Raw genomic sequence first — 17,763 nt, 5'->3', positions numbered from 1 at the left:
CGATGCAGGGCTTGCTCGGCACTACACTAATCCTGCTGGCAGCTTGCAGCCTGGCGGCGATGGCGACGGCGGCGTTCAGAGTGCCCGCCTTGCTGGGGTATCTCTCTGTCGGCGTTGTACTGGGCCCCTCAGTCATCGGCGTGATCGCGCCGGGGGAGACGCTGAGCTTTCTGTCCGAGCTGGGCGTGGCGCTGCTGTTGTTCATGGTCGGACTGGAATTCTCCCTCGGAGACTTCTGGCTCGCCCGCAGGACGGTGCTGATGGCGGGCGCTCTGCAGATGATCGCCGTGGCCCCGCCGCTGATCCTGCTATTGATGTGGCTGGGGCAGCCCGGCCAGAGCGCCGCGCTGCTCGGCACTGCGGCGGCCATGTCGTCCACGGCGCTGGTCAGCCGACAACTGGCCGACCAAGGCGAGCTCACCACCCGCCACGGACGCAGTGCCATCGCCGTGCTGGTCTTTCAGGACCTGGCCAGCGTGCCCCTGCTGGCCTTGCTGGCGATCTGGGCGCGCGGCGAGTCGCCGAAGATCGAGCATGTGCTGCTCGAAGTATTCGGTGTGCTGCTGCTGTTCGCGGCAGCGGCCCTCGCCTCGCGCCGTCTGTTGCATGGCCTGCTGGGCTGGGTGGCGCGGCGGGGCCACGAGGAATCGTTCGTGCTCGTCTCCTTGTGCGTGGTGGTGGCTGCCGCCGCCGCTGCGCACGCGGTCGGCGTATCCGCCGCCCTGGGGGCCTTCCTCGCCGGGATGGTGCTGGGCGAGAGCGACTTCCGGCACCACATGGAAAGCCACCTCAGGCCGTTTCGCGATGTGTTGTCGGGCGTGTTCTTCGTGACCATCGGCCTGCAACTGGACGCAGCACAGATTCTTTCGGCACCGCTGGCGGTGCTGGCGTGGCTGGTGGTGCTGGTACCGGTCAAGATCCTGCTCAATACGCTGGCCTTGCGGGCGACGCGCCTGTCCGCCCTCGATGCCTGGCGCACGGGCATAGCGTTGGGGCACGGCGGCGAGTTCGCCCTGCTGTTGTTGGGCACGGTCTTGCAGCAGCATCTGATCCCCGCGACCGTCGTCCAACCCATGCTGGTCGCGCTGGTGCTCAGCATGGCCCTGGCACCGCTACTGATCCGCCATCACGATGTACTTGCCCGGTTCTTGAGCCGCACCGGCGGCGTCATTCAGCCACCCCAGGCTGAAGAAGTCGAGATCGCCGCGCAGACGACGCGATATCGAGACCATGTCATCGTTTGCGGCGCGGGCGAGCTTGGCCTGACAGTCAGCGAGATTCTTCGCCACGCCGGCGTGGCGCATCTGCTGCTGGAGGCGGACGCGCAGAAGGTCGAGGCCGCGCGTGCCGCCGGCGCGCCGGTGTTCCATGGCGATGCCAGTCGGCCCGATACCTTGCTGGCTGCCGGCTTGACGCATGCGCACTTGGTGGTGCTGACGTTCGCCCATGCCCAGCAAGCGCTGCGCATCGCCCAGGCGATTGCCGAGCGCCGTCCGGCGCTGACCTTGTGGGTGTCATGCAGAAGTACGACCGCGGCCGATGCATTTCGCGCCATGCCCAACGTGCGCGTGTATCAGCAATCCTTTGCCGCAGCTATTGGGCTGGCGGAACAGGTGATGTCGACGCTTGGCATGTCGACCGAGCTGATTGAAGGACACATCAGCGCAATGCGCCGCCGTCTCGACAGCAGCCGTTTTCCAGGGAGTTCATCGTCATGAAATCAACACGCCTTAACCCATTTCAGGTCTTACGTGACCAATTGGCCATCATGAGTTTTTACGAGCGCTTCGAGCAGGTCGTCGCGCTCGTGCTGTCGGCGGTGATCGCCGTCATCATCGTGGTGTCGCTGTTCCAGCTCATCTCCATCGTCTTCACGCTGCTGGTTCTAGATGCCTTCAATCCCCTGGACCACGAGGTATTCCAGAGCGTGTTCGGCATGATCATGACGCTCTTGATCGCGATGGAGTTCAAGCATTCCATCGTGCGCGTGGCGCTGCGTCGGGACAGCATCATCCAGGTCAAGACGGTGGTCCTGATCGCGCTGATCGCACTCTCCCGCAAGTTCGTGATCCTCGACTCCGACGCGAGCCCCGCAAAGATAGCCGCGCTGGCAAGCGCCACGCTGGCTCTGGGTGCGACCTACTGGCTGCTGCGCAAGCGCGGCGACCGCGCCGCCGAGACCTCTGAGCATGACCCGTCATCATCCCAGTGATCCGCGCACGGCGCTCTTGCAACACCGCTGGCTCAACCGCCTGCAGACCGGGCTGTTGGTCCTGACCATGGTCGGGATCGCAGCCGCAGCAGGGAGACTGCCGTTTGGGGAAGGCTGCCTGTGGCTAGCGCTGTTTGCCGTTGCAGGTGCGTTGCTGCTGGAACCGGTAGCCGCGTCGGCGCTGAGCTTGCGCCTGTACCGCGTACGGGCCTTGCACCCGCAAGAAGCCCACAAGATGTGGGCCCTGTTGCGCGAGCTGCCCGCCCGTGCCGGTTTGCCCGCCACGCCGGTGCCGCACTATGTGCCCAGTGCCGTCGTCAACGCCTTCGCCACCGGATCGAAGCAGGAGGCATCGATCGCCCTCACCGATGGCCTGCCTGCTGCGCAGCCTGAGCCCACGCGAGCTGGCGGGTGTGCTCGTGCACGAGGTCGCGCACATCGCTAATGAGGATCTGCGTGTCATGGGGCTGGCGGATTCCGACTGTCGCCTCACGAGCCTACTGGCCCTGATGGGACAGATCGCGATCCTGCTCAGCCTGCCCGCGCAGCTGGTTGGCGCGGCGGAGGTCTATTGGCCTGGTCTATTGTTATTGGCCGCATCGCCCCAGCTGGCCCTGCTCGCACAGCTCGGCTTGTCTCGCGTGCGTGAGTTCGACGCTGACCGCCTTGCGGCGGAACTGACTGGCGACCCGCAGGGGCTGGCGTCCGCGCTGGCGAAAATCGAGCGGGTCAGCCGCTCCTGGCGTGCCTGGCTATGGCCGGGATGGGGCAATCCCGAGCCCTCCTGCTTGCGCACGCGTCCGGCAACGCAAGAGCGCATCGCACGCCTGCTGACGTTGGCGCCTGGGCCAGCATCAGCGTTGCCACTCCGCGCGCCCCATTTTTTGCCGGAATCCGCTTTGGCGACGCGCCCACCGCGCTGGCGCCCGAGCGGGCTGTGGCGCTGATTGCCCATCAACAGGAGACGTCTCATGGCCTATCTCGACCCGTACCAACGCCCCGCGCCGGACCGCTTCGTCCGGCGCGGGCTCTTCATCACCGCCTGCATTGCCGCGCTCATGCTGCTGTGGCAATTTCTGCCCGCCATCGAGGCATGGTTCAGTCCGCGCGAGGCAGCAGAACGCACCGTGATGGCGCGTGGCGATCTGGCGGCGGACGAGAAAACCACCATCGAACTGTTCGAAAAATCGCGCGCCTCGGTGGTCTACATCACCACCGCGCAATTAGTACGCGATGTCTGGACGCGCAACGTGTTCTCCGTGCCGCGCGGCACTGGCTCGGGCTTCATCTGGGACGACGCCGGCCACGTCGTCACCAACTTCCACGTCATCCAGGGCGCGTCCGAAGCCACCGTCAAACTGGCCGACGGCCGCGACTACCAGGCCGCGCTGGTGGGGACGAGCCCCGCGCACGACATCGCCGTGCTCAAGATCGGCGTCGGTTTCAAGCGCCCGCCGGCCGTGCCGGTCGGCACCAGTGCCGACCTCAAGGTGGGTCAGAAGGTGTTCGCTATCGGCAACCCCTTCGGCCTGGACTGGACGCTCACCACTGGTATCGTCTCCGCGCTCGACCGCTCGTTGCCGGGAGAAGCGGGCGGCCCGGCCATCGATCATCTGATCCAGACCGACGCCGCCATCAACCCCGGCAATTCCGGTGGCCCGCTGCTCGATTCGGCTGGGCGGCTGATCGGAATCAATACCGCCATCTACAGTCCGTCTGGCGCCTCGGCCGGCATAGGCTTTGCGGTGCCGGTCGATACCGTCATGCGCGTGGTGCCGCAACTCATAAAGACCGGCAAGTACATCCGTCCGGCGCTGGGCATCGAGGTGGATGAGCAGCTCAACGCGCGTCTGCAGGCGCTGACCGGCAGTAAGGGCGTATTCGTATTGCGCGTGACGCCGGGCTCGGCGGCGCACAGGGCCGGGCTCGTCGGCGTCGAGGTCACCGCAGGCGGCATCGTGCCCGGCGATCGCGTTATCAGCATCGACGGTATCGCCGTCGACGACGTCACCACATTACAGGCCCGGCTAGACGACAAGAACGTTGGAGATGTTGTGGTCTTGTTAGTGGAGCGGGCCGGCAAGACTCGCGAGATGCTTGTGGAACTACAACCGGGAGTTTGATGGAAAGTGGGTCATGGATCTGCACAGCGAAGCAGCCAAGCGACTTCAGCCTTGCGCCGAACTACGAGCCCTAGCTAGGGATGGTCTGAAGTAGCCCTGTATTTCCGGCTGACTTCAGCCACTGCTGATTTTGAAAGCGGTGAACCGATCAAAAACGATCGGATCACCCGCTCATTTCGGTGCTTTCAGCCGTCGCGAGCACCTTGCGACGGCCATTTTCCGCATTACAGGCGCACCTCTCCTGCGCTTGCCAGCAAATGTCGGCGGGCCATCCATAGGTTCGACAGGGCAAACAGCGTCACCAGTTGTGCAGTGTTCCTCACCAGCCCTCGGAAACGTACCTTGGTGTAGCCGAACTGCCGCTTGATCACGCGAAACGGGGGCTCTACCTTCGCTCGCACTTGCGCCTTGGCCTTCTCGATCTTGCGCTTGGCTTTGTACAGGGCGCTGCGTTTATCGAGCATCTTGTAGGTGCTGCGGCGTGCTGCGACCTGCCAGATCACTTCTCGGTCGGCATGCTCGGAGCGCTTTTCGACGCCTGTGTAGCCGTCATCGGCGCAGACGACGTTCTCGTCGCCGTGCAGCAGTTTGTCGACCTGGGTGACATCCGCCACGGTGGCTGCCGTGCCCACCACGCTGTGTACCAGCCCCGATTCATCATCAACGCCGATGTGCGCCTTCATGCCAAAGTAATACTGGTTCCCCTTCTTGGTCTGGTGCATTTCCGGGTCGCGCTTGCCGTCCTGGTTCTTGGTTGAACTGGGCGCGTGGATCAGCGTGGCATCGGCGATAGTGCCCTGGCGCAGCGACAGACCGCGATCCCCCAGGTAGCCATTGATCACACAGAGGATGCCGGCTGCCAGCTCATGTTTCTCCAGCAGACGACGGAAGTTGAGGATGGTAGTTTCGTCAGGAATACGCTCCAGGCTCAGCCCGGCGAACTGACGTAGGATGGTCGTCTCGTACAGCGCTTCTTCCATGGCCGGATCGCTGTAGCCGAACCAGTTCTGCATCAGATGGATACGCAGCATCGCCATCAAGGGATACGCCGGGCGACCACCTTCGCCTTTCGGATAATGCGGTTCGATCAGGGCAATCAGCCCTTTTCACGGCACCACCTGATCCATCTCGATCAGGAACAGTTCCTTGCGGGTCTGCTTGCCCTTGCCGGCATACTCGGCGTCGGCGAAGGTCATCTGCTTCATGGAAGAACTCGGGTGGCGGGATCAGCGTATTTTGGACTGCCCCCACGCCCGTAGACAAATTCTGTCCTCACGATGAGGCCTGTTCGAAGGCCTCCGGACTGGCGCCGCCGAGGTGACTGTGGCGACGGGCCCGGTTGTAGAACACTTCAATGTAATTGAAGATATCCGGCCGGGCCAGATCCCGAGTTTTGTATATTCTCTTCCTGATGCGTTCTTTTTTCAGTGAACTGAAGAACGATTCGGCCACCGCATTATCATGGCAGTTGCCACGCCGGCTCATGCTCGGTGCAAGGTTATTGGCCCGGCAGCAGCTCTGCCAGTCGTTACTGCCGTACTGACTACCTTGATCGCGATGTACGATGACCTCGCCGTCTGGGTTTCGGCGCCAGACCGCCATCATCAGCGCGTCGAGCGCCAGTTCGCGTGAGAGAGTGGGGTTCATCGACCAGCCGACCACATTACGGGCGAAGAGATCGATAACCACCGCCAGACACAGCCAGCCCTGCCAGGTGCGGATATAAGTAATATCGGTGATTGGCCCGGACAACGGTAAACTGCCGCTGCACACGATTAGGCGCAACCACTAAAGGTCGGCCAGCGATACGACGCGGAGCTTTATAGCCGCGCACGGCTTTAATCCGGTTCAATTGCATAATACGGCCCACCCGGTTTTTACCGCAGATTTCCCCGATTTCGTTCAGGTCGCCATGAACCCGGCGGTAACCGTATACGCCTCCGCTCAGTGAATAGGAGTCACGGATAAGCGTCAGCAGACGCTGGCTATCTTTATCACGCGCCGAGGCAGGGTCATGCAGCCACGCATAGAACCCGGCCCGGGCGACATTCAGTACCCGACACATCGTCATCACACCCCATACAGTTCGGTGCTCATTGATAAAGCGGTACTTCAGTCGGGCTCCCTTGCAAAGTACCGCGCGCCCTTTTTCAGGATATACCGTTCTTCTTCGGTGCATTTTAGTTGCGCCCGGAGTTTGGTAATGCTGCCAACTTACTGATTTAGTGTATGATGGTGATTTTAAGGTGCTTGCGTGGCTTCCATTTCCATCAGATGTCCTTCCTGCTCCGCTACTGAAGGCGTGGTGCGTAACGGCAAAAGCACTGCCGGACATCAGCGCTATCTCTGCTCTCATTGCCGTAAAACATGGCAACTACAGTTCACTTACACCGCCTCTCAGCCCGGTACGCACCAGAAAATCATTGATATGGCCATGAATGGCGTCGGATGTCGCGCCAGTGCACGCATTATGGGCGTTGGCCTCAACACGGTTTTACGTCACTTAAAAAACTCAGGCCGCAGTCGGTAACCTCGCGCATACAACCGGGCAGTGATGTGATTGTCTGCGCTGAAATGGACGAACAGTGGGGCTACGTCGGTGCTAAATCACGTCAGCGCTGGCTGTTTTACGCGTATGACAGGATACGGAGGACGGTTGTGGCGCACGTCTTCGGTGAACGCACTCTGGCCACACTGGAGCGTCTTCTGAGCCTGCTGTCGGCCTTTGAGGTCGTGGTATGGATGACGGATGGCTGGCCGCTGTATGAATCCCGCCTGAAGGGAAAGCTGCACGTTATCAGCAAGCGTTACACTCAGCGCATTGAGCGACATAACCTGAATCTGAGACAACATCTGGCAAGGCTGGGACGGAAGTCACTGTCGTTCTCAAAATCGGTGGAGCTGCATGGCAAGGTCATCGGGCATTATCTGAACATAAAACACTGTCAGTAAGTTGGAGTCATTACCCGATGCACGGTGATGCTGCCAACTTACTGATTTAGTGTATGATGGTGTTTTTGAGGTGCTCCAGTGGCTTCTGTTTCTATCAGCTGTCCCTCCTGTTCAGCTACTGACGGGGTGGTGCGTAACGGCAAAAGCACTGCCGGACATCAGCGCTATCTCTGCTCTCACTGCCGTAAAACATGGCAACTGCAGTTCACTTACACCGCTTCTCAACCCGGTACGCACCAGAAAATCATTGATATGGCCATGAATGGTGTTGGATGCCGGGCAACCGCCCGCATTATGGGCGTTGGCCTCAACACGATTTTACGTCACTTAAAAAACTCAGGCCGCAGTCGGTAACCTCGCGCATACAGCCGGGCAGTGACGTCATCGTCTGCGCGGAAATGGACGAACAGTGGGGCTATGTCGGGGCTAAATCGCGCCAGCGCTGGCTGTTTTACGCGTATGACAGGCTCCGGAAGACGGTTTGCGCACGTATTCGGTGAACGCACTATGGCGACGCTGGGGCGTCTTATGAGCCTGCTGTCACCCTTTGACGTGGTGATATGGATGACGGATGGCTGGCCGCTGTATGAATCCCGCCTGAAGGGAAAGCTGCACGTAATCAGCAAGCGATATACGCAGCGAATTGAGCGGCATAACCTGAATCTGAGGCAGCACCTGGCACGGCTGGGACGGAAGTCGCTGTCGCTCTCAAAATCGGTGGAGCTGCATGACAAAGTCATCGGGCATTATCTGAACATAAAACACTATCAATAAGTTGGAGTCATTACCCTTTTTTCAACTTCTGATGGATGCGAGTGATTGAACTCATACATTAATGTTTTCCCACGAAGTCTTTTTTCAGGTAAGCCTTCGCACATATCGGTAAATAGCTTGCCTGCTTTTATTTTTTCTGTCATCGACATGTTCATTTTTAACATTCCGTCCTGATAAGTTGGTCGGATAAGGCGCTCGCGCCGTATCCGACATTAATTTCTTAAGCGACTTCATTCACCTGGCGACGCAGCAGGGAAAGTGGGCCGGGGCCGCTAAGCGTGAACACGGAAATTAAGGTGAAGCCCAGCGCCACCAGACCCAGCACCAGGTAAGCGCCCTGGAAACCGATGCTTTCATACATATTGCCCGCCAGAATAGACATAAAAATCATCGCCAGTTGCTTAAAGAAGCAGAAACAGACCAGATAAATCGTCGCTGAAAAACGCACTTCAAACTGGCTGGTAATATATTTAAAGCTGCCCACCAGCAGGAACGGTACTTCAAACATATGCAGCGTTTTCAGAATAACCACTTCCAGTGCTGAGGTAGCGAACGATGAGCCAATAATACGTACTGACATAATAGTGCCAGCCAGCAGCAGGGCGTTTTTCCCACCGATGCGATTAATGATCAGTGGCGCAAAAAACATAATCGAGGCGTTAAGTAATTCGCCCATTGTCGTTACGTAGCCAAATACCCGCGTACCCTGTTCACCGGTAGCAAAGAACGAAGTAAAGAAATTAGCAAACTGTTGGTCAAAAACATCGTAGGTGCAGGAAACGCCAATAACATACAGTGACAAAAACCACAGTTTTGGCTGTCTGAACAGTTCCAGCGCCAGCTTAAGGCTAAATGCCGAATGGTTGGCACCTACCGCATTGGCAACCGTGGCAGAAGAGGGCGCATCCGTTTTGGCGAAAAAGAGTAAAACGGCGAGGAGGAGTGCACAGCCAGAACCCAGCCAGAAAACAAACTGATTATTGATGGTGAACATGATGCCGACAATCGAGGCACACAGCGCCCAGCCAACACAGCCAAACATCCGCGCGCGACCAAATTCGAAATTACTGCGACGGCTGACTTTCTCGATAAATGCCTCTACTGCTGGCGCACCGGCGTTAAAACAAAAGCCTAGATAAATACCACCAACAATCGATCCTACTAAAATGTTGTATTGTAACAGTGGCCCGAAGATAAAAATAAAGAACGGCGCAAACATCACTAACATGCCGGTAATAATCCACAGCAGGTATTTGCGCAGCCCGAGTTTGTCAGAAAGCAGACCAAACAGCGGTTGGAATAATAGCGAGAACAGAGAAATAGCGGCAAAAATAATACCCGTATCACTTTTGCTGATATGGTTGATGTCATGTAGCCAAATCGGGAAAAACGGGAAGTAGGCTCCCATGATAAAAAAGTAAAAGAAAAAGAATAAACCGAACATCCAAAAGTTTGTGTTTTTTAAATAGTACATAATGGATTTCCTTACGCGAAATACGGGCAGACATGGCCTGCCCGGTTATTATTATTTTTGACACCAGAGCAACTGGTAATGGTAGCTACCGGCGCTAAGCTGGAATTCCGCCGACACTGACGGGCTCCAGGAGTCGTCGCCACCAATCCCCATATGGAAACCGTCGATATTCAGCCATGTGCCTTCTTCCGCGTGCAGCAGATGGCGATGGCTGGTTTCCATCAGTTGCTGTTGACTGTAGCGGCTGATGTTGAACTGGAAGTCGCCGCGCCACTGGTGTGGGCCATAATTCAATTCGCGCGTCCCGCAGCGCAGACCGTTTTCGCTCGGGAAGACGTACGGGGTATACATGTCTGACAATGGCAGATCCCAGCGGTCAAAACAGGCCGCAGTAAGGCGGTCGGGATAGTTTTCTTGCGGCCCTAATCCGAGCCAGTTTACCCGCTCTGCTACCTGCGCCAGCTGGCAGGTCAGGCCAATCCGCGCCGGATGTGGCGTATTGCTCGCCACTTCAACATCAACGGTAATCGCCATTTGACCACTTCCATCAATCCGGTAGGTTTTCCGGCTGATAAATAAGGTTTTCCCCTGATGCTGCCACGCGTGGACCGTGGTAATCAGCACCGCGTCGGCAAGCGTATCTGCCGTGCACTGCAACAACGCTGCTTCGGCCTGGTAATGGCCCGCCGCCTTCCAGCGTTCGACCCAGGCGTTAGGGTCAATGCGGGTCGCTTCACTTACGCCGTCGTTATCCAGCGGTGCGCGGGTGAACTGATCGCGCAGCGGCGTCAGCAGTTGTTTTTTATCGCCAATCCACATCTGTGAAAGAAAGCCTGACTGGCGGTTAAATTGCCAACGCTTATTATCCAGCTCGATGCAAAAATCCGTTTCGCTGGTGGTCAGTTGCGGGATGGCGTGGGGCGCGGAGGGGAGTGTCACGCTGAGGTTTTCCGCCAGACGCCACTGCTGCCAGGCGCTGATGTGTCCGGCTGCTGACCATGTGGTCGCGTTCGGTTGCACTACGTGAACCGTTAGCCAGAGTTGTCCGGCGCTCTTCGGCTGCGGTAGTCCAGGCAGTTCAATCAACTGTTTACCTTGTGGAGCGACATCCAGAGGCACTTCACCGCTTGCCAGCGGCTTGCCATCCAGCGCCACCATCCAGTGCAGGAGCTCGTTATCGCTATGACGGAACAGGTATTCGCTGGTCACTTCGATGGTTCGCCCGGATAAACTGAACTGGAAAAACTGCTGCTGGTGTTTTGCTTCCGTCAGCGCCGGATGCGGCGTGCGGTCGGCAAAGACCAGCCCGTTCATGCAGAACTGGCGATCATTCGGCGTATCGCCAAAATCACCGCCGTAAGCCGACCACGGATTGCCATTTTCATCATATTTAATCAGCGACTGATCCACCCAGTCCCAGACGAAGCCGCCCTGTAAACGGGGGTACTGACGAAACGCCTGCCAGTATTTAGCGAAGCCGCCAAGACTGTTACCCATCGCGTGGGCGTATTCGCAAAGGATCAGCGGGCGCGTCTCTCCAGGCAACGAAAGCCATTTTTTGATGGACCATTTCGGCACAGCCGGGAAGGGCTGGTCTTCATCCACGCGCGCGTACATCGGGCAAATAATATCGGTTGCGAAGGTGTCGGCTCCGCCGCCTTCATACTGTACCGGGCGGGAAGGATCGACAGATTTGATCCAGCGATAGAGTGCGTCGTGATTAGCGCCGTGGCCTGATTCATTCCCCAGCGACCAGATGATCACACTCGGGTGATTACGATCGCGCTGCACCATTCGCGTTACGCGTTCGCTCATCGCGGGTAGCCAGCGCGGATCATCGGTCAGACGATTCATTGGCACCATGCCGTGGGTTTCAATGTTGGCTTCATCCACCACATACAGGCCGTAGTGGTCGCACAGCGTGTACCACAGCGGATGGTTCGGATAATGCGAACAGCGCACGGCGTTAAAGTTGTTCTGCTTCATCAGCAGGATATCCTGCACCATCGTCTGCTCATCCATGACCTGACCATGCAGAGGATGATGCTCGTGACGGTTAACGCCGCGAATCAGCAACGGCTTGCCGTTCAGCAGCAGCAGACCATTTTCAATCCGCACCTCGCGGAAACCGACATCGCAGGCTTCTGCTTCAATCAGCGTGCCGTCGGCGGTGTGCAGTTCAACCACCGCACGATAGAGATTCGGGATTTCGGCGCTCCACAGTTTCGGGTTTTCGACGTTCAGACGTAGGGTGACGTGATCGGCATAACCACCACGCTCATCGATAATTTCACCGCCGAAAGGCGCGGTGCCGCTGGCGACCTGCGTTTCACCCTGCCACAAAGAAACCGTCACCCGCAGCTCATCGCGCAGCTCGCCGTACATCTGAACGTCTGCCTCCAGTACAGCGCGGCTGAAATCATCATTAAAGTGAGTGGCTACATGGAAATCGCTGATTTGCGTGCTCGGTTTATGCAGCAACGAGACGTCACGGAAAATGCCGCTCATCCGCCACATATCCTGATCTTCCAGATAACTGCCGTCACTCCAGCGCAGCACCATCACCGCGAGGCGGTTTTCTCCGGCGCGTAAAAATGTGCTCAGGTCAAATTCAGACGGCAAACGGCTGTCCTGGCCGTAACCGACCCAGCGCCCGTTGCACCACAGATGAAACGCCGAGTTAACGCCATCAAAAATAATTCGCGTCTGGCCTTCCTGTAGCCAGCTTTCATCAACATTAAATATGAGCGAGTAACAACCAGTCGGATTCTCCGTGGGAACAAATGGCGGATTGACCGTAATGGGATAGGTCACGTTGGTGTAGATGGGCGCGTCGTAACCGTGCATCTGCCAGTTTGAGGGGACGACGACAGTATCGGCGACAGGAAGATCGCACTCCAGCCAGCTTTCCGGAACCGCTTCTGGTGCCGGAAACCAGACAAATTGCCACTCACCATTCAGGCTGCGCAACTGTTGGGAAGGGAGATTGGTGCGGGCCTCTTCGCTATTACGCCAGCTGGCGAAAGGGGGATGTGCCGCAAGGCGATTAAGTTGGGTAACGCCAGGGTTTTCCCAGTCACGACGTTGTAATACGACGGCCAGTGAATCCGTAATCATTGTCATAGTTGTATCCTGTGTGAATTGTTATCCGCTCACATTTTCGCATAACATACGAGCCGGACACATAGAGTGTAAAGCCTGGGGTGCCTAATGAGTGAGCTGACTCACATTAATTGCGTTGCGCTCACTGCCCGCTTTCAAGTCGGGAAACTTGTCGTGCCAGCTGCATTAAGGAATCTGCCAACGTGCGGGGAGAGGTGGTTTGCGTATTGGGCGGTAGGGTGGTTTTTCTTTTCACCAGTGAGACGGGCAACAGCTGATTGCTCTTCACCGCCTGGCCCTGAGAGAGTTTCAGCAAGCGGTCCACGCTAGTTTTCCCCAGCAGGCGAAAATCCTGTTTGATGGTGGTTAACGGCGGGATATAACACGAGCTGTCTTCGGTATCGTCGTATCCCACTACCGAGATATCCGCACCAACGCGCAGCCCGGACTCGGTAATAGCGCGCATTGCGCCCAGCGCCATCTGATCGTTGGCAACCAGCATCGCAGTGGGAACGATGCCCTCATTCAGCATTTGCATAGTTTGTTGAAAACCGGACATGGCACTCCAGTCGCCTTCCCGTTCCGCTATCGGATGAATTTGATTGCGTGTGAGATATTTATGCCAGTCCGCCAGACGCAGACGCGCCGAGACAGAACTTAATGGACCGGCTAACAACGCGATTTGCTGGTGACCCAATGCGATCAGATGCTCCACGCCCAGTCGCGTACCGTCTTCATGGGAAAAAATAATACTGTTGATGGGAGTCTGGTCAGAGACATCAAGAAATAGGGCCGGAACATTAGCGCAGGCAGCTTCCACAGCAATGGCATCCTCGTCATCCAGCGGATAGTTAATGATCAGACCACTGACGCGTTGCGCGAGAAGGTTATGTACCGCCGCTTTACAGGCTTCGACGCTGCTTCGTTCTACCATCGACACCACCACGCTGGCACCCAGTTGATCGGCGCGAGATTTAATCGCCGCGACAATTTGCGACGGCGCGTGCAGGGCCAGACTGGAGGTAGCAACGCCAATCAGCAACGACTGTTTGCCCGCCAGTTGTTGTGCCACGCGGTTGGGAATGTAGTTCAGCTGCGCCATCGCCGCTTCCACCTTTTCCCGCGTTTTCGCAGAGACGTGGCTGGCCTGGTTCATCACGCGGGAAACGGTCTGATAAGAGACACCGGCATACTCTGCGACATCGTATAGCGTTACTGGTTTCACATTTACCACCCTGAATTGACTCTCTTCGGGTGCTATCATGCCATACCACGAAATGTTTTGCGCCATTCGGAGGGGGCACGCCGAAGTGAGATTCAAAATGCCGACGTCAGTTCACAGGTGGGTAATGATACCAACGTGTTGATTTCGTATTTTCACTGACACCAGGATCATCCTGATGTTACAAGGATTGAATGACTACAGATTAAAATAGTCATCAACAGGTTGACAGCATTACCCAGAATATCGCAGCCTGGCTTAAGTCATCCATTTAATTATTAATCAAGGGATTGTCAATGAAAAATATCATGACGTTATTCCTCTCTATAATCCTGCCTTTTTCAGTCTGTGCTCAAACCGTGACGGCAACAGGCGATACACTGGAGCAGACGGAAGAAAAAATTCGCCAGCAGGCTGACAAGCAGGGTGACAGGTATTATAATATTACCGAAGCCCGCATGGGAAATAAAGTACATATCACAGCAGAAATCCTGCCGAAATAAATAGTTCGGGGTAATACTGCCCCCTGATTTTACAGGTATGGATATTGACGCGGTCAAAGATATTAATATCAATATTACATGCTGAAGGTTTTTATTTTTGATTCATTAATAACTTTATAAACTATCATGGGTGGGGAACTGCGAGTTACCCGTACATGTCGGGTAAAACTCACCCATCATCATGTACAGCAACTCCAGACTCCCCACTGGCAGCAGTACTTGCGGATATCTTGTCAAGAAAAATGCGAATGACTCACACACCCGGAATAAAGAAACGATATTTTTTGCATGTCAAAACAATTATCAGATTAAAAATAAATCCAACAAGTAAAAAAGAGACAATCAATCCTTTCAGAAACGGAAAGTCAATAAATGAAACAGTAAGACTTGCTGGCGCATCAAGCATTAAAGCTATTCGAACATGTAAATTTACTGATTGATAATTTAAAGAAGCCACAGCCCTGCATGAGCTGTGGCTGTACATCCTGAAAATTCAGTAGCGATACAATCTATTCTTTTTCCTTACGAAAATAAACTTGTTTAATATAACGCCCCCGACCATCTCCATGGCCCAGGTCCATTGAAACTAATGCCTCGGATTCATCGCGACTCATTCCATTTTTAATATGGTGATTTACAGCATCGCGGGAGTAAGCGTAACGTAAACTGTGCGGCGCATTTTTACCATTCATTCCGGCCTCTCTTACAATATTACGGTAGCGATCAATAGCGGTATGCAGAGAGGGTTTATCAATCAGTTTTCCGTTATGTTCACTGACATAACTAATTGCCTTGTCAAGAATTGATAAAAGTTTTTCGCGATTAAAAACTGTCGTTTCCCTTGGACGTCCGCCTTTAGTCCCGAAAACAACACGGACACGCTCATGATTATTAATCAGTGCCTGCCTCCATGTCTTTAAAGACTTTGCAGACTGAACGGTTTCTTCTGTTCTCAATCCAAGATATCGGGAAAGTTGCACAGCAAGAGCAACGCCCTCGTCTTTTCTTTGGGCAAAACTGACCACAGCATTAAGTTTTTCGTCTGTAATGGGAAGTTTAGTTCCATCCCGGTTAGCACCAGAAATCCCGAGCGCCTGATTACTCAGGTTAATGTGACTGGGATCGGCCAGTTTATTTCTTCCTGCTGATAATAAAACAGAACGGATAGCAGACATCTCATTCTGTAACGTCCTGAGAGATAAACTATCTGCCTTCCTGCTCTCAATATACTTTTCAATATGGGAAGTTTTGATATGTTTTACGTCCCTGATCTGAATATTCAGTTCAGACAGTCGTTCAGAAAAACGTTCTGCGATTCTTGAACGGTCAGCCACCGTTTTATAACTTCCCCGCCCCTGACGGGCAAGCGTGACGAGTTGTTTGCACAGCTGTTTACTGAATCTGGACATTTCACTCTCTCCAAAGGCATACACGTCCCTCTGCTTGTAAAGAAGCAGACGGATCTGTAGACCAGCAATTCATTCCCCGACGACACGGTTGCTGTTGCGCTTCCTGCGTCTCGACTGGTATCTGTGCATCGGGGCGGCGAATTGTTGAGTTCTTGCGAGGCACCCCAGATCTCTGATCTGTTTGCTGCTTATGCAGAGCTGACTTACGTCAAGCTGCCTCCAACACTACTGCTCGTAGTGTCGCCATCGATACCGAGTCGATTTCCTCCTTACTGATAGTTGAACGTTCAGACGGCCTCCCGTCGTGCTTACGTTGATGTGAAAGTGATTTTAAAACCGCACTGACACGGGCTACATGTTGGTCAGATGGTAGTAAAACGTTGAAAACCACGTCTTACGTGGGTTGAGACGTTATGCGCTGCGCGCGTCACTTGGTAGTGTCTTCGCCACTTCACAAGTGACGCCACGCAGCTTCGTGCTCCTAATGCAACTCCGTAAGCGGCCAAATGTACCAAATGGCCTTATACGTCGGCGCAAAAGTCGTACGAAACTCAGGGCGTATCACTGCAAATGAGAAGACGTTGAACTGATGCCGTTCACAGAACGGAAGTGAATTGAAACTGGCAGCTTTGCTACACAGTAAACCTTCATCGCCGCGTCATAGTGCGCTTTCATAGACGATATCTGCTTTCAAAGGTGAGCAGATTTGCCACATTTTTCATGTACTCCCTTCTAGGCTTAGAGAGTTTTATTGTGCAGTCACCCGAAGGCGCTCCTCACAGACTGCCGGAACATTGGTGGTCGCAGCTTAAGTGCGACTGTAGCCACCCGAAGGCGCTCATCACAGGCTACAAGAGCATTGGTGGTCGCCAGTGCGACAGTACAACAATTTAATAGTACCAACAGGGAAATACGACGTCAAATGGATGTAGACATCGTTTTTTTTGGTGATTAATATGTAGTTTTCTCCGATGAAAATGGTTGATATGCATATTTTCAACCAACGCTTTCTAATTCTTACTTTCGGATTATCTAACTTTTTATTCTTTTATTTATTATTAACCTCTATTGATCTAAATATATTCTTAATGACCAAGCTTAATTTCTCAATATTACATTTGCAGATAATTAAGCCTCTAATAATGCTTGTGTTTTTTATCCATAACCCACTTATTAAATAACACCTCACCTTACCAAGGATTAACTTGGGGAAAACCTAACAAGCAGTCATTTGTTTTTCTTGCGCTCATAATTATTGCTTACGCTGCTTCATACTACCTTACGCCGAAAGAACCCTTCGATACAGATTTTACTAAAGGTTTGTCACACGAAATGGCAGCTGTAAAAATTGCAGCCACTATTATTATTTTCCCACTTCTGGAGGAACTGGTTTTCAGAGGAATTATCCTGAGTTCTTTCTTAAACGCTTTTGGTGAAAAGGCGGGCTATATTATCGGCGGATTGACTGTTTCTTTTTTGTTTGCAGTTACACACAAACAATATTCATTCCCCACCAAAATCCAAATGTTTGCACTTTCATTAATTTTCTGTGGAGCAAGATATCAAAGTAGAGGGCTTCTTTTACCAATTCTACTGCATGCTTTTTGTATCGCGCTTGGTCTCTACATCGAATTAAAATAGCAGAATCAAAAAATGGTAGTTATCATTAACACATAATGGTAACTACCTTTTCCCGATTGTCTGACTGCTTCGTGCCAACAGCGGGCGTCATCTACAGAAGTGGCTCGACACAGGTTTCGCGGAAAATACTGAGGATCTGTTCTTCGGATGAACATTTCTGCATGGGGGTGCTCTCAGGTCACTGATAAAGCATTACTAATGCGATATGTTGATGAACAGGGGCACGTCAAACTGATTATTTTAAGTTTTATCAAATTAACCACATTTTATACCATCAATCATCAATTTTATGCTTTCTTAAATCTAAAAGTTGCTTTAACTCAACACTATAGCGTTTTTTATTAATTTAAC

General features: G+C 54.3%; 11 protein-coding genes and 5 pseudogenes. 9 read left to right on the top strand and 7 right to left on the bottom strand.

Going from position 1 to position 17,763, the window contains the following annotated elements; genetic code table 11:
- The first annotated feature begins 2 nt into the window (after positions 1–2).
- The 4 genes and pseudogenes from kefB-GI (at position 3) to JK232_RS22210 (ending at position 4,335) form a co-directional block, all read left to right on the top strand.
- Positions 3–1,718, top strand: coding sequence for a heat resistance system K+/H+ antiporter KefB-GI (kefB-GI, locus tag JK232_RS22225; RefSeq protein ID WP_039185889.1), 1,716 nt, complete (start codon positions 3–5; stop codon positions 1,716–1,718).
- A complete protein-coding gene (gene psiE-GI, locus JK232_RS22220) occupies positions 1,715–2,212 on the top strand; it encodes a heat resistance protein PsiE-GI (RefSeq protein WP_016154556.1) in 498 nt (165 codons plus the stop codon). Before kefB-GI ends, psiE-GI begins: the two co-directional genes overlap by 4 nt.
- Positions 2,190–3,159: pseudogene (locus JK232_RS22215) on the top strand (zinc metalloprotease HtpX). The gene psiE-GI and the pseudogene JK232_RS22215 overlap by 23 nt, the downstream one beginning before the upstream one ends.
- Before the next feature lie 24 nt (positions 3,160–3,183).
- Complete coding sequence (locus JK232_RS22210; protein WP_003847784.1) at positions 3,184–4,335, top strand: S1C family serine protease; 1,152 nt, start codon at positions 3,184–3,186, stop codon at positions 4,333–4,335.
- Positions 4,336–4,559: 224 nt separating this feature from the next.
- Here the strand turns inward: JK232_RS22210 and JK232_RS22205 are convergent.
- Positions 4,560–5,540: pseudogene (locus JK232_RS22205) on the bottom strand (IS5 family transposase).
- Positions 5,541–5,607: 67 nt separating this feature from the next.
- Positions 5,608–6,540 (bottom strand): annotated as a pseudogene (locus tag JK232_RS22200) (IS3 family transposase); the annotation flags it as partial.
- A 49-nt stretch (positions 6,541–6,589) separates the two neighbouring features.
- Here JK232_RS22200 and JK232_RS22195 point away from each other — a divergent pair.
- From JK232_RS22195 to JK232_RS23100, 3 genes and pseudogenes are all read left to right on the top strand, one after another.
- Positions 6,590–7,287 (top strand): IS1 family transposase gene (locus tag JK232_RS22195; protein ID WP_338086344.1). Its coding sequence is split into 2 segments (ribosomal slippage): positions 6,590–6,839 and positions 6,839–7,287, totalling 699 coding nucleotides; the frame shifts between segments, so codons are not numbered across the junction.
- A gap of 78 nt (positions 7,288–7,365) precedes the next feature.
- On the top strand, positions 7,366–7,641 hold the full coding sequence (locus tag JK232_RS23035) for an IS1-like element transposase (RefSeq protein WP_000179213.1): 276 nt from the start codon (positions 7,366–7,368) through the stop codon (positions 7,639–7,641).
- A pseudogene (locus JK232_RS23100) lies at positions 7,560–8,061 on the top strand (IS1 family transposase). The gene JK232_RS23035 and the pseudogene JK232_RS23100 overlap by 82 nt, the downstream one beginning before the upstream one ends.
- Positions 8,062–8,075: 14 nt before the next feature.
- Here JK232_RS23100 and JK232_RS22185 read toward each other — a convergent pair.
- The 4 genes and pseudogenes from JK232_RS22185 to lacI form a co-directional block, all read right to left on the bottom strand.
- Positions 8,076–8,216: pseudogene (locus JK232_RS22185) on the bottom strand (maltose acetyltransferase domain-containing protein); the annotation flags it as partial.
- A gap of 65 nt (positions 8,217–8,281) precedes the next feature.
- Positions 8,282–9,535 carry a lactose permease gene (gene lacY, locus JK232_RS22180; protein ID WP_045282304.1) on the bottom strand — a complete coding sequence of 418 codons (1,254 nt, stop codon included), beginning with the start codon at positions 9,533–9,535 and terminating at the stop codon, positions 8,282–8,284.
- Positions 9,536–9,586: 51 nt separating this feature from the next.
- On the bottom strand, positions 9,587–12,658 hold the full coding sequence (gene lacZ, locus JK232_RS22175) for a beta-galactosidase (protein ID WP_045282305.1): 3,072 nt from the start codon (positions 12,656–12,658) through the stop codon (positions 9,587–9,589).
- Positions 12,659–12,779: 121 nt separating this feature from the next.
- Positions 12,780–13,862 carry a DNA-binding transcriptional repressor LacI gene (lacI, locus tag JK232_RS22170; protein ID WP_016809493.1) on the bottom strand — a complete coding sequence of 361 codons (1,083 nt, stop codon included), beginning with the start codon at positions 13,860–13,862 and terminating at the stop codon, positions 12,780–12,782.
- A 293-nt stretch (positions 13,863–14,155) separates the two neighbouring features.
- Between lacI and JK232_RS22165 the strand changes: the two genes are divergently transcribed.
- Positions 14,156–14,362, top strand: coding sequence for a YdgH/BhsA/McbA family protein (locus JK232_RS22165; RefSeq protein ID WP_016809494.1), 207 nt, complete (start codon positions 14,156–14,158; stop codon positions 14,360–14,362).
- 509 nt (positions 14,363–14,871) lie between these two features.
- Here the strand turns inward: JK232_RS22165 and JK232_RS22160 are convergent.
- Entirely contained in the window at positions 14,872–15,771 is a 900-nt protein-coding gene (locus JK232_RS22160; RefSeq protein ID WP_212589704.1) for an integrase domain-containing protein, read from the bottom strand.
- A 1,332-nt stretch (positions 15,772–17,103) separates the two neighbouring features.
- On the opposite strand from JK232_RS22160, the gene JK232_RS22155 reads away from it, so the two are divergent.
- On the top strand, positions 17,104–17,412 hold the full coding sequence (locus JK232_RS22155; protein WP_212589703.1) for a CPBP family intramembrane glutamic endopeptidase: 309 nt from the start codon (positions 17,104–17,106) through the stop codon (positions 17,410–17,412).
- Positions 17,413–17,763: the final 351 nt, after the last annotated feature.

The sequence above is a fragment of the Nissabacter archeti genome, assembly GCF_018257325.1.
In the GTDB taxonomy this organism is placed as follows: domain Bacteria; phylum Pseudomonadota; class Gammaproteobacteria; order Enterobacterales; family Enterobacteriaceae; genus Chimaeribacter; species Chimaeribacter arupi.
The sequence above is the reverse complement of the archived record's forward strand: the minus strand, read 5'-3'. Positions and strand labels throughout refer to the sequence as shown.

Excerpts from the sequence above, each read along its gene's own strand:
- kefB-GI (WP_039185889.1), top strand. The coding sequence starts at position 3 with ATGCAGGGCTTGCTCGGCACTACACTAATCCTGCTGGCAGCTTGCAGC.
- psiE-GI (WP_016154556.1), top strand. The coding sequence starts at position 1,715 with ATGAAATCAACACGCCTTAACCCATTTCAGGTCTTACGTGACCAATTG.
- JK232_RS22210 (WP_003847784.1), top strand. The coding sequence starts at position 3,184 with ATGGCCTATCTCGACCCGTACCAACGCCCCGCGCCGGACCGCTTCGTC.
- lacY (WP_045282304.1), bottom strand. The coding sequence starts at position 9,535 with ATGTACTATTTAAAAAACACAAACTTTTGGATGTTCGGTTTATTCTTT.
- lacZ (WP_045282305.1), bottom strand. The coding sequence starts at position 12,658 with ATGACAATGATTACGGATTCACTGGCCGTCGTATTACAACGTCGTGAC.
- JK232_RS22165 (WP_016809494.1), top strand. The coding sequence starts at position 14,156 with ATGAAAAATATCATGACGTTATTCCTCTCTATAATCCTGCCTTTTTCA.
- JK232_RS22160 (WP_212589704.1), bottom strand. The coding sequence starts at position 15,771 with ATGTCCAGATTCAGTAAACAGCTGTGCAAACAACTCGTCACGCTTGCC.
- JK232_RS22155 (WP_212589703.1), top strand. The coding sequence starts at position 17,104 with ATGGCAGCTGTAAAAATTGCAGCCACTATTATTATTTTCCCACTTCTG.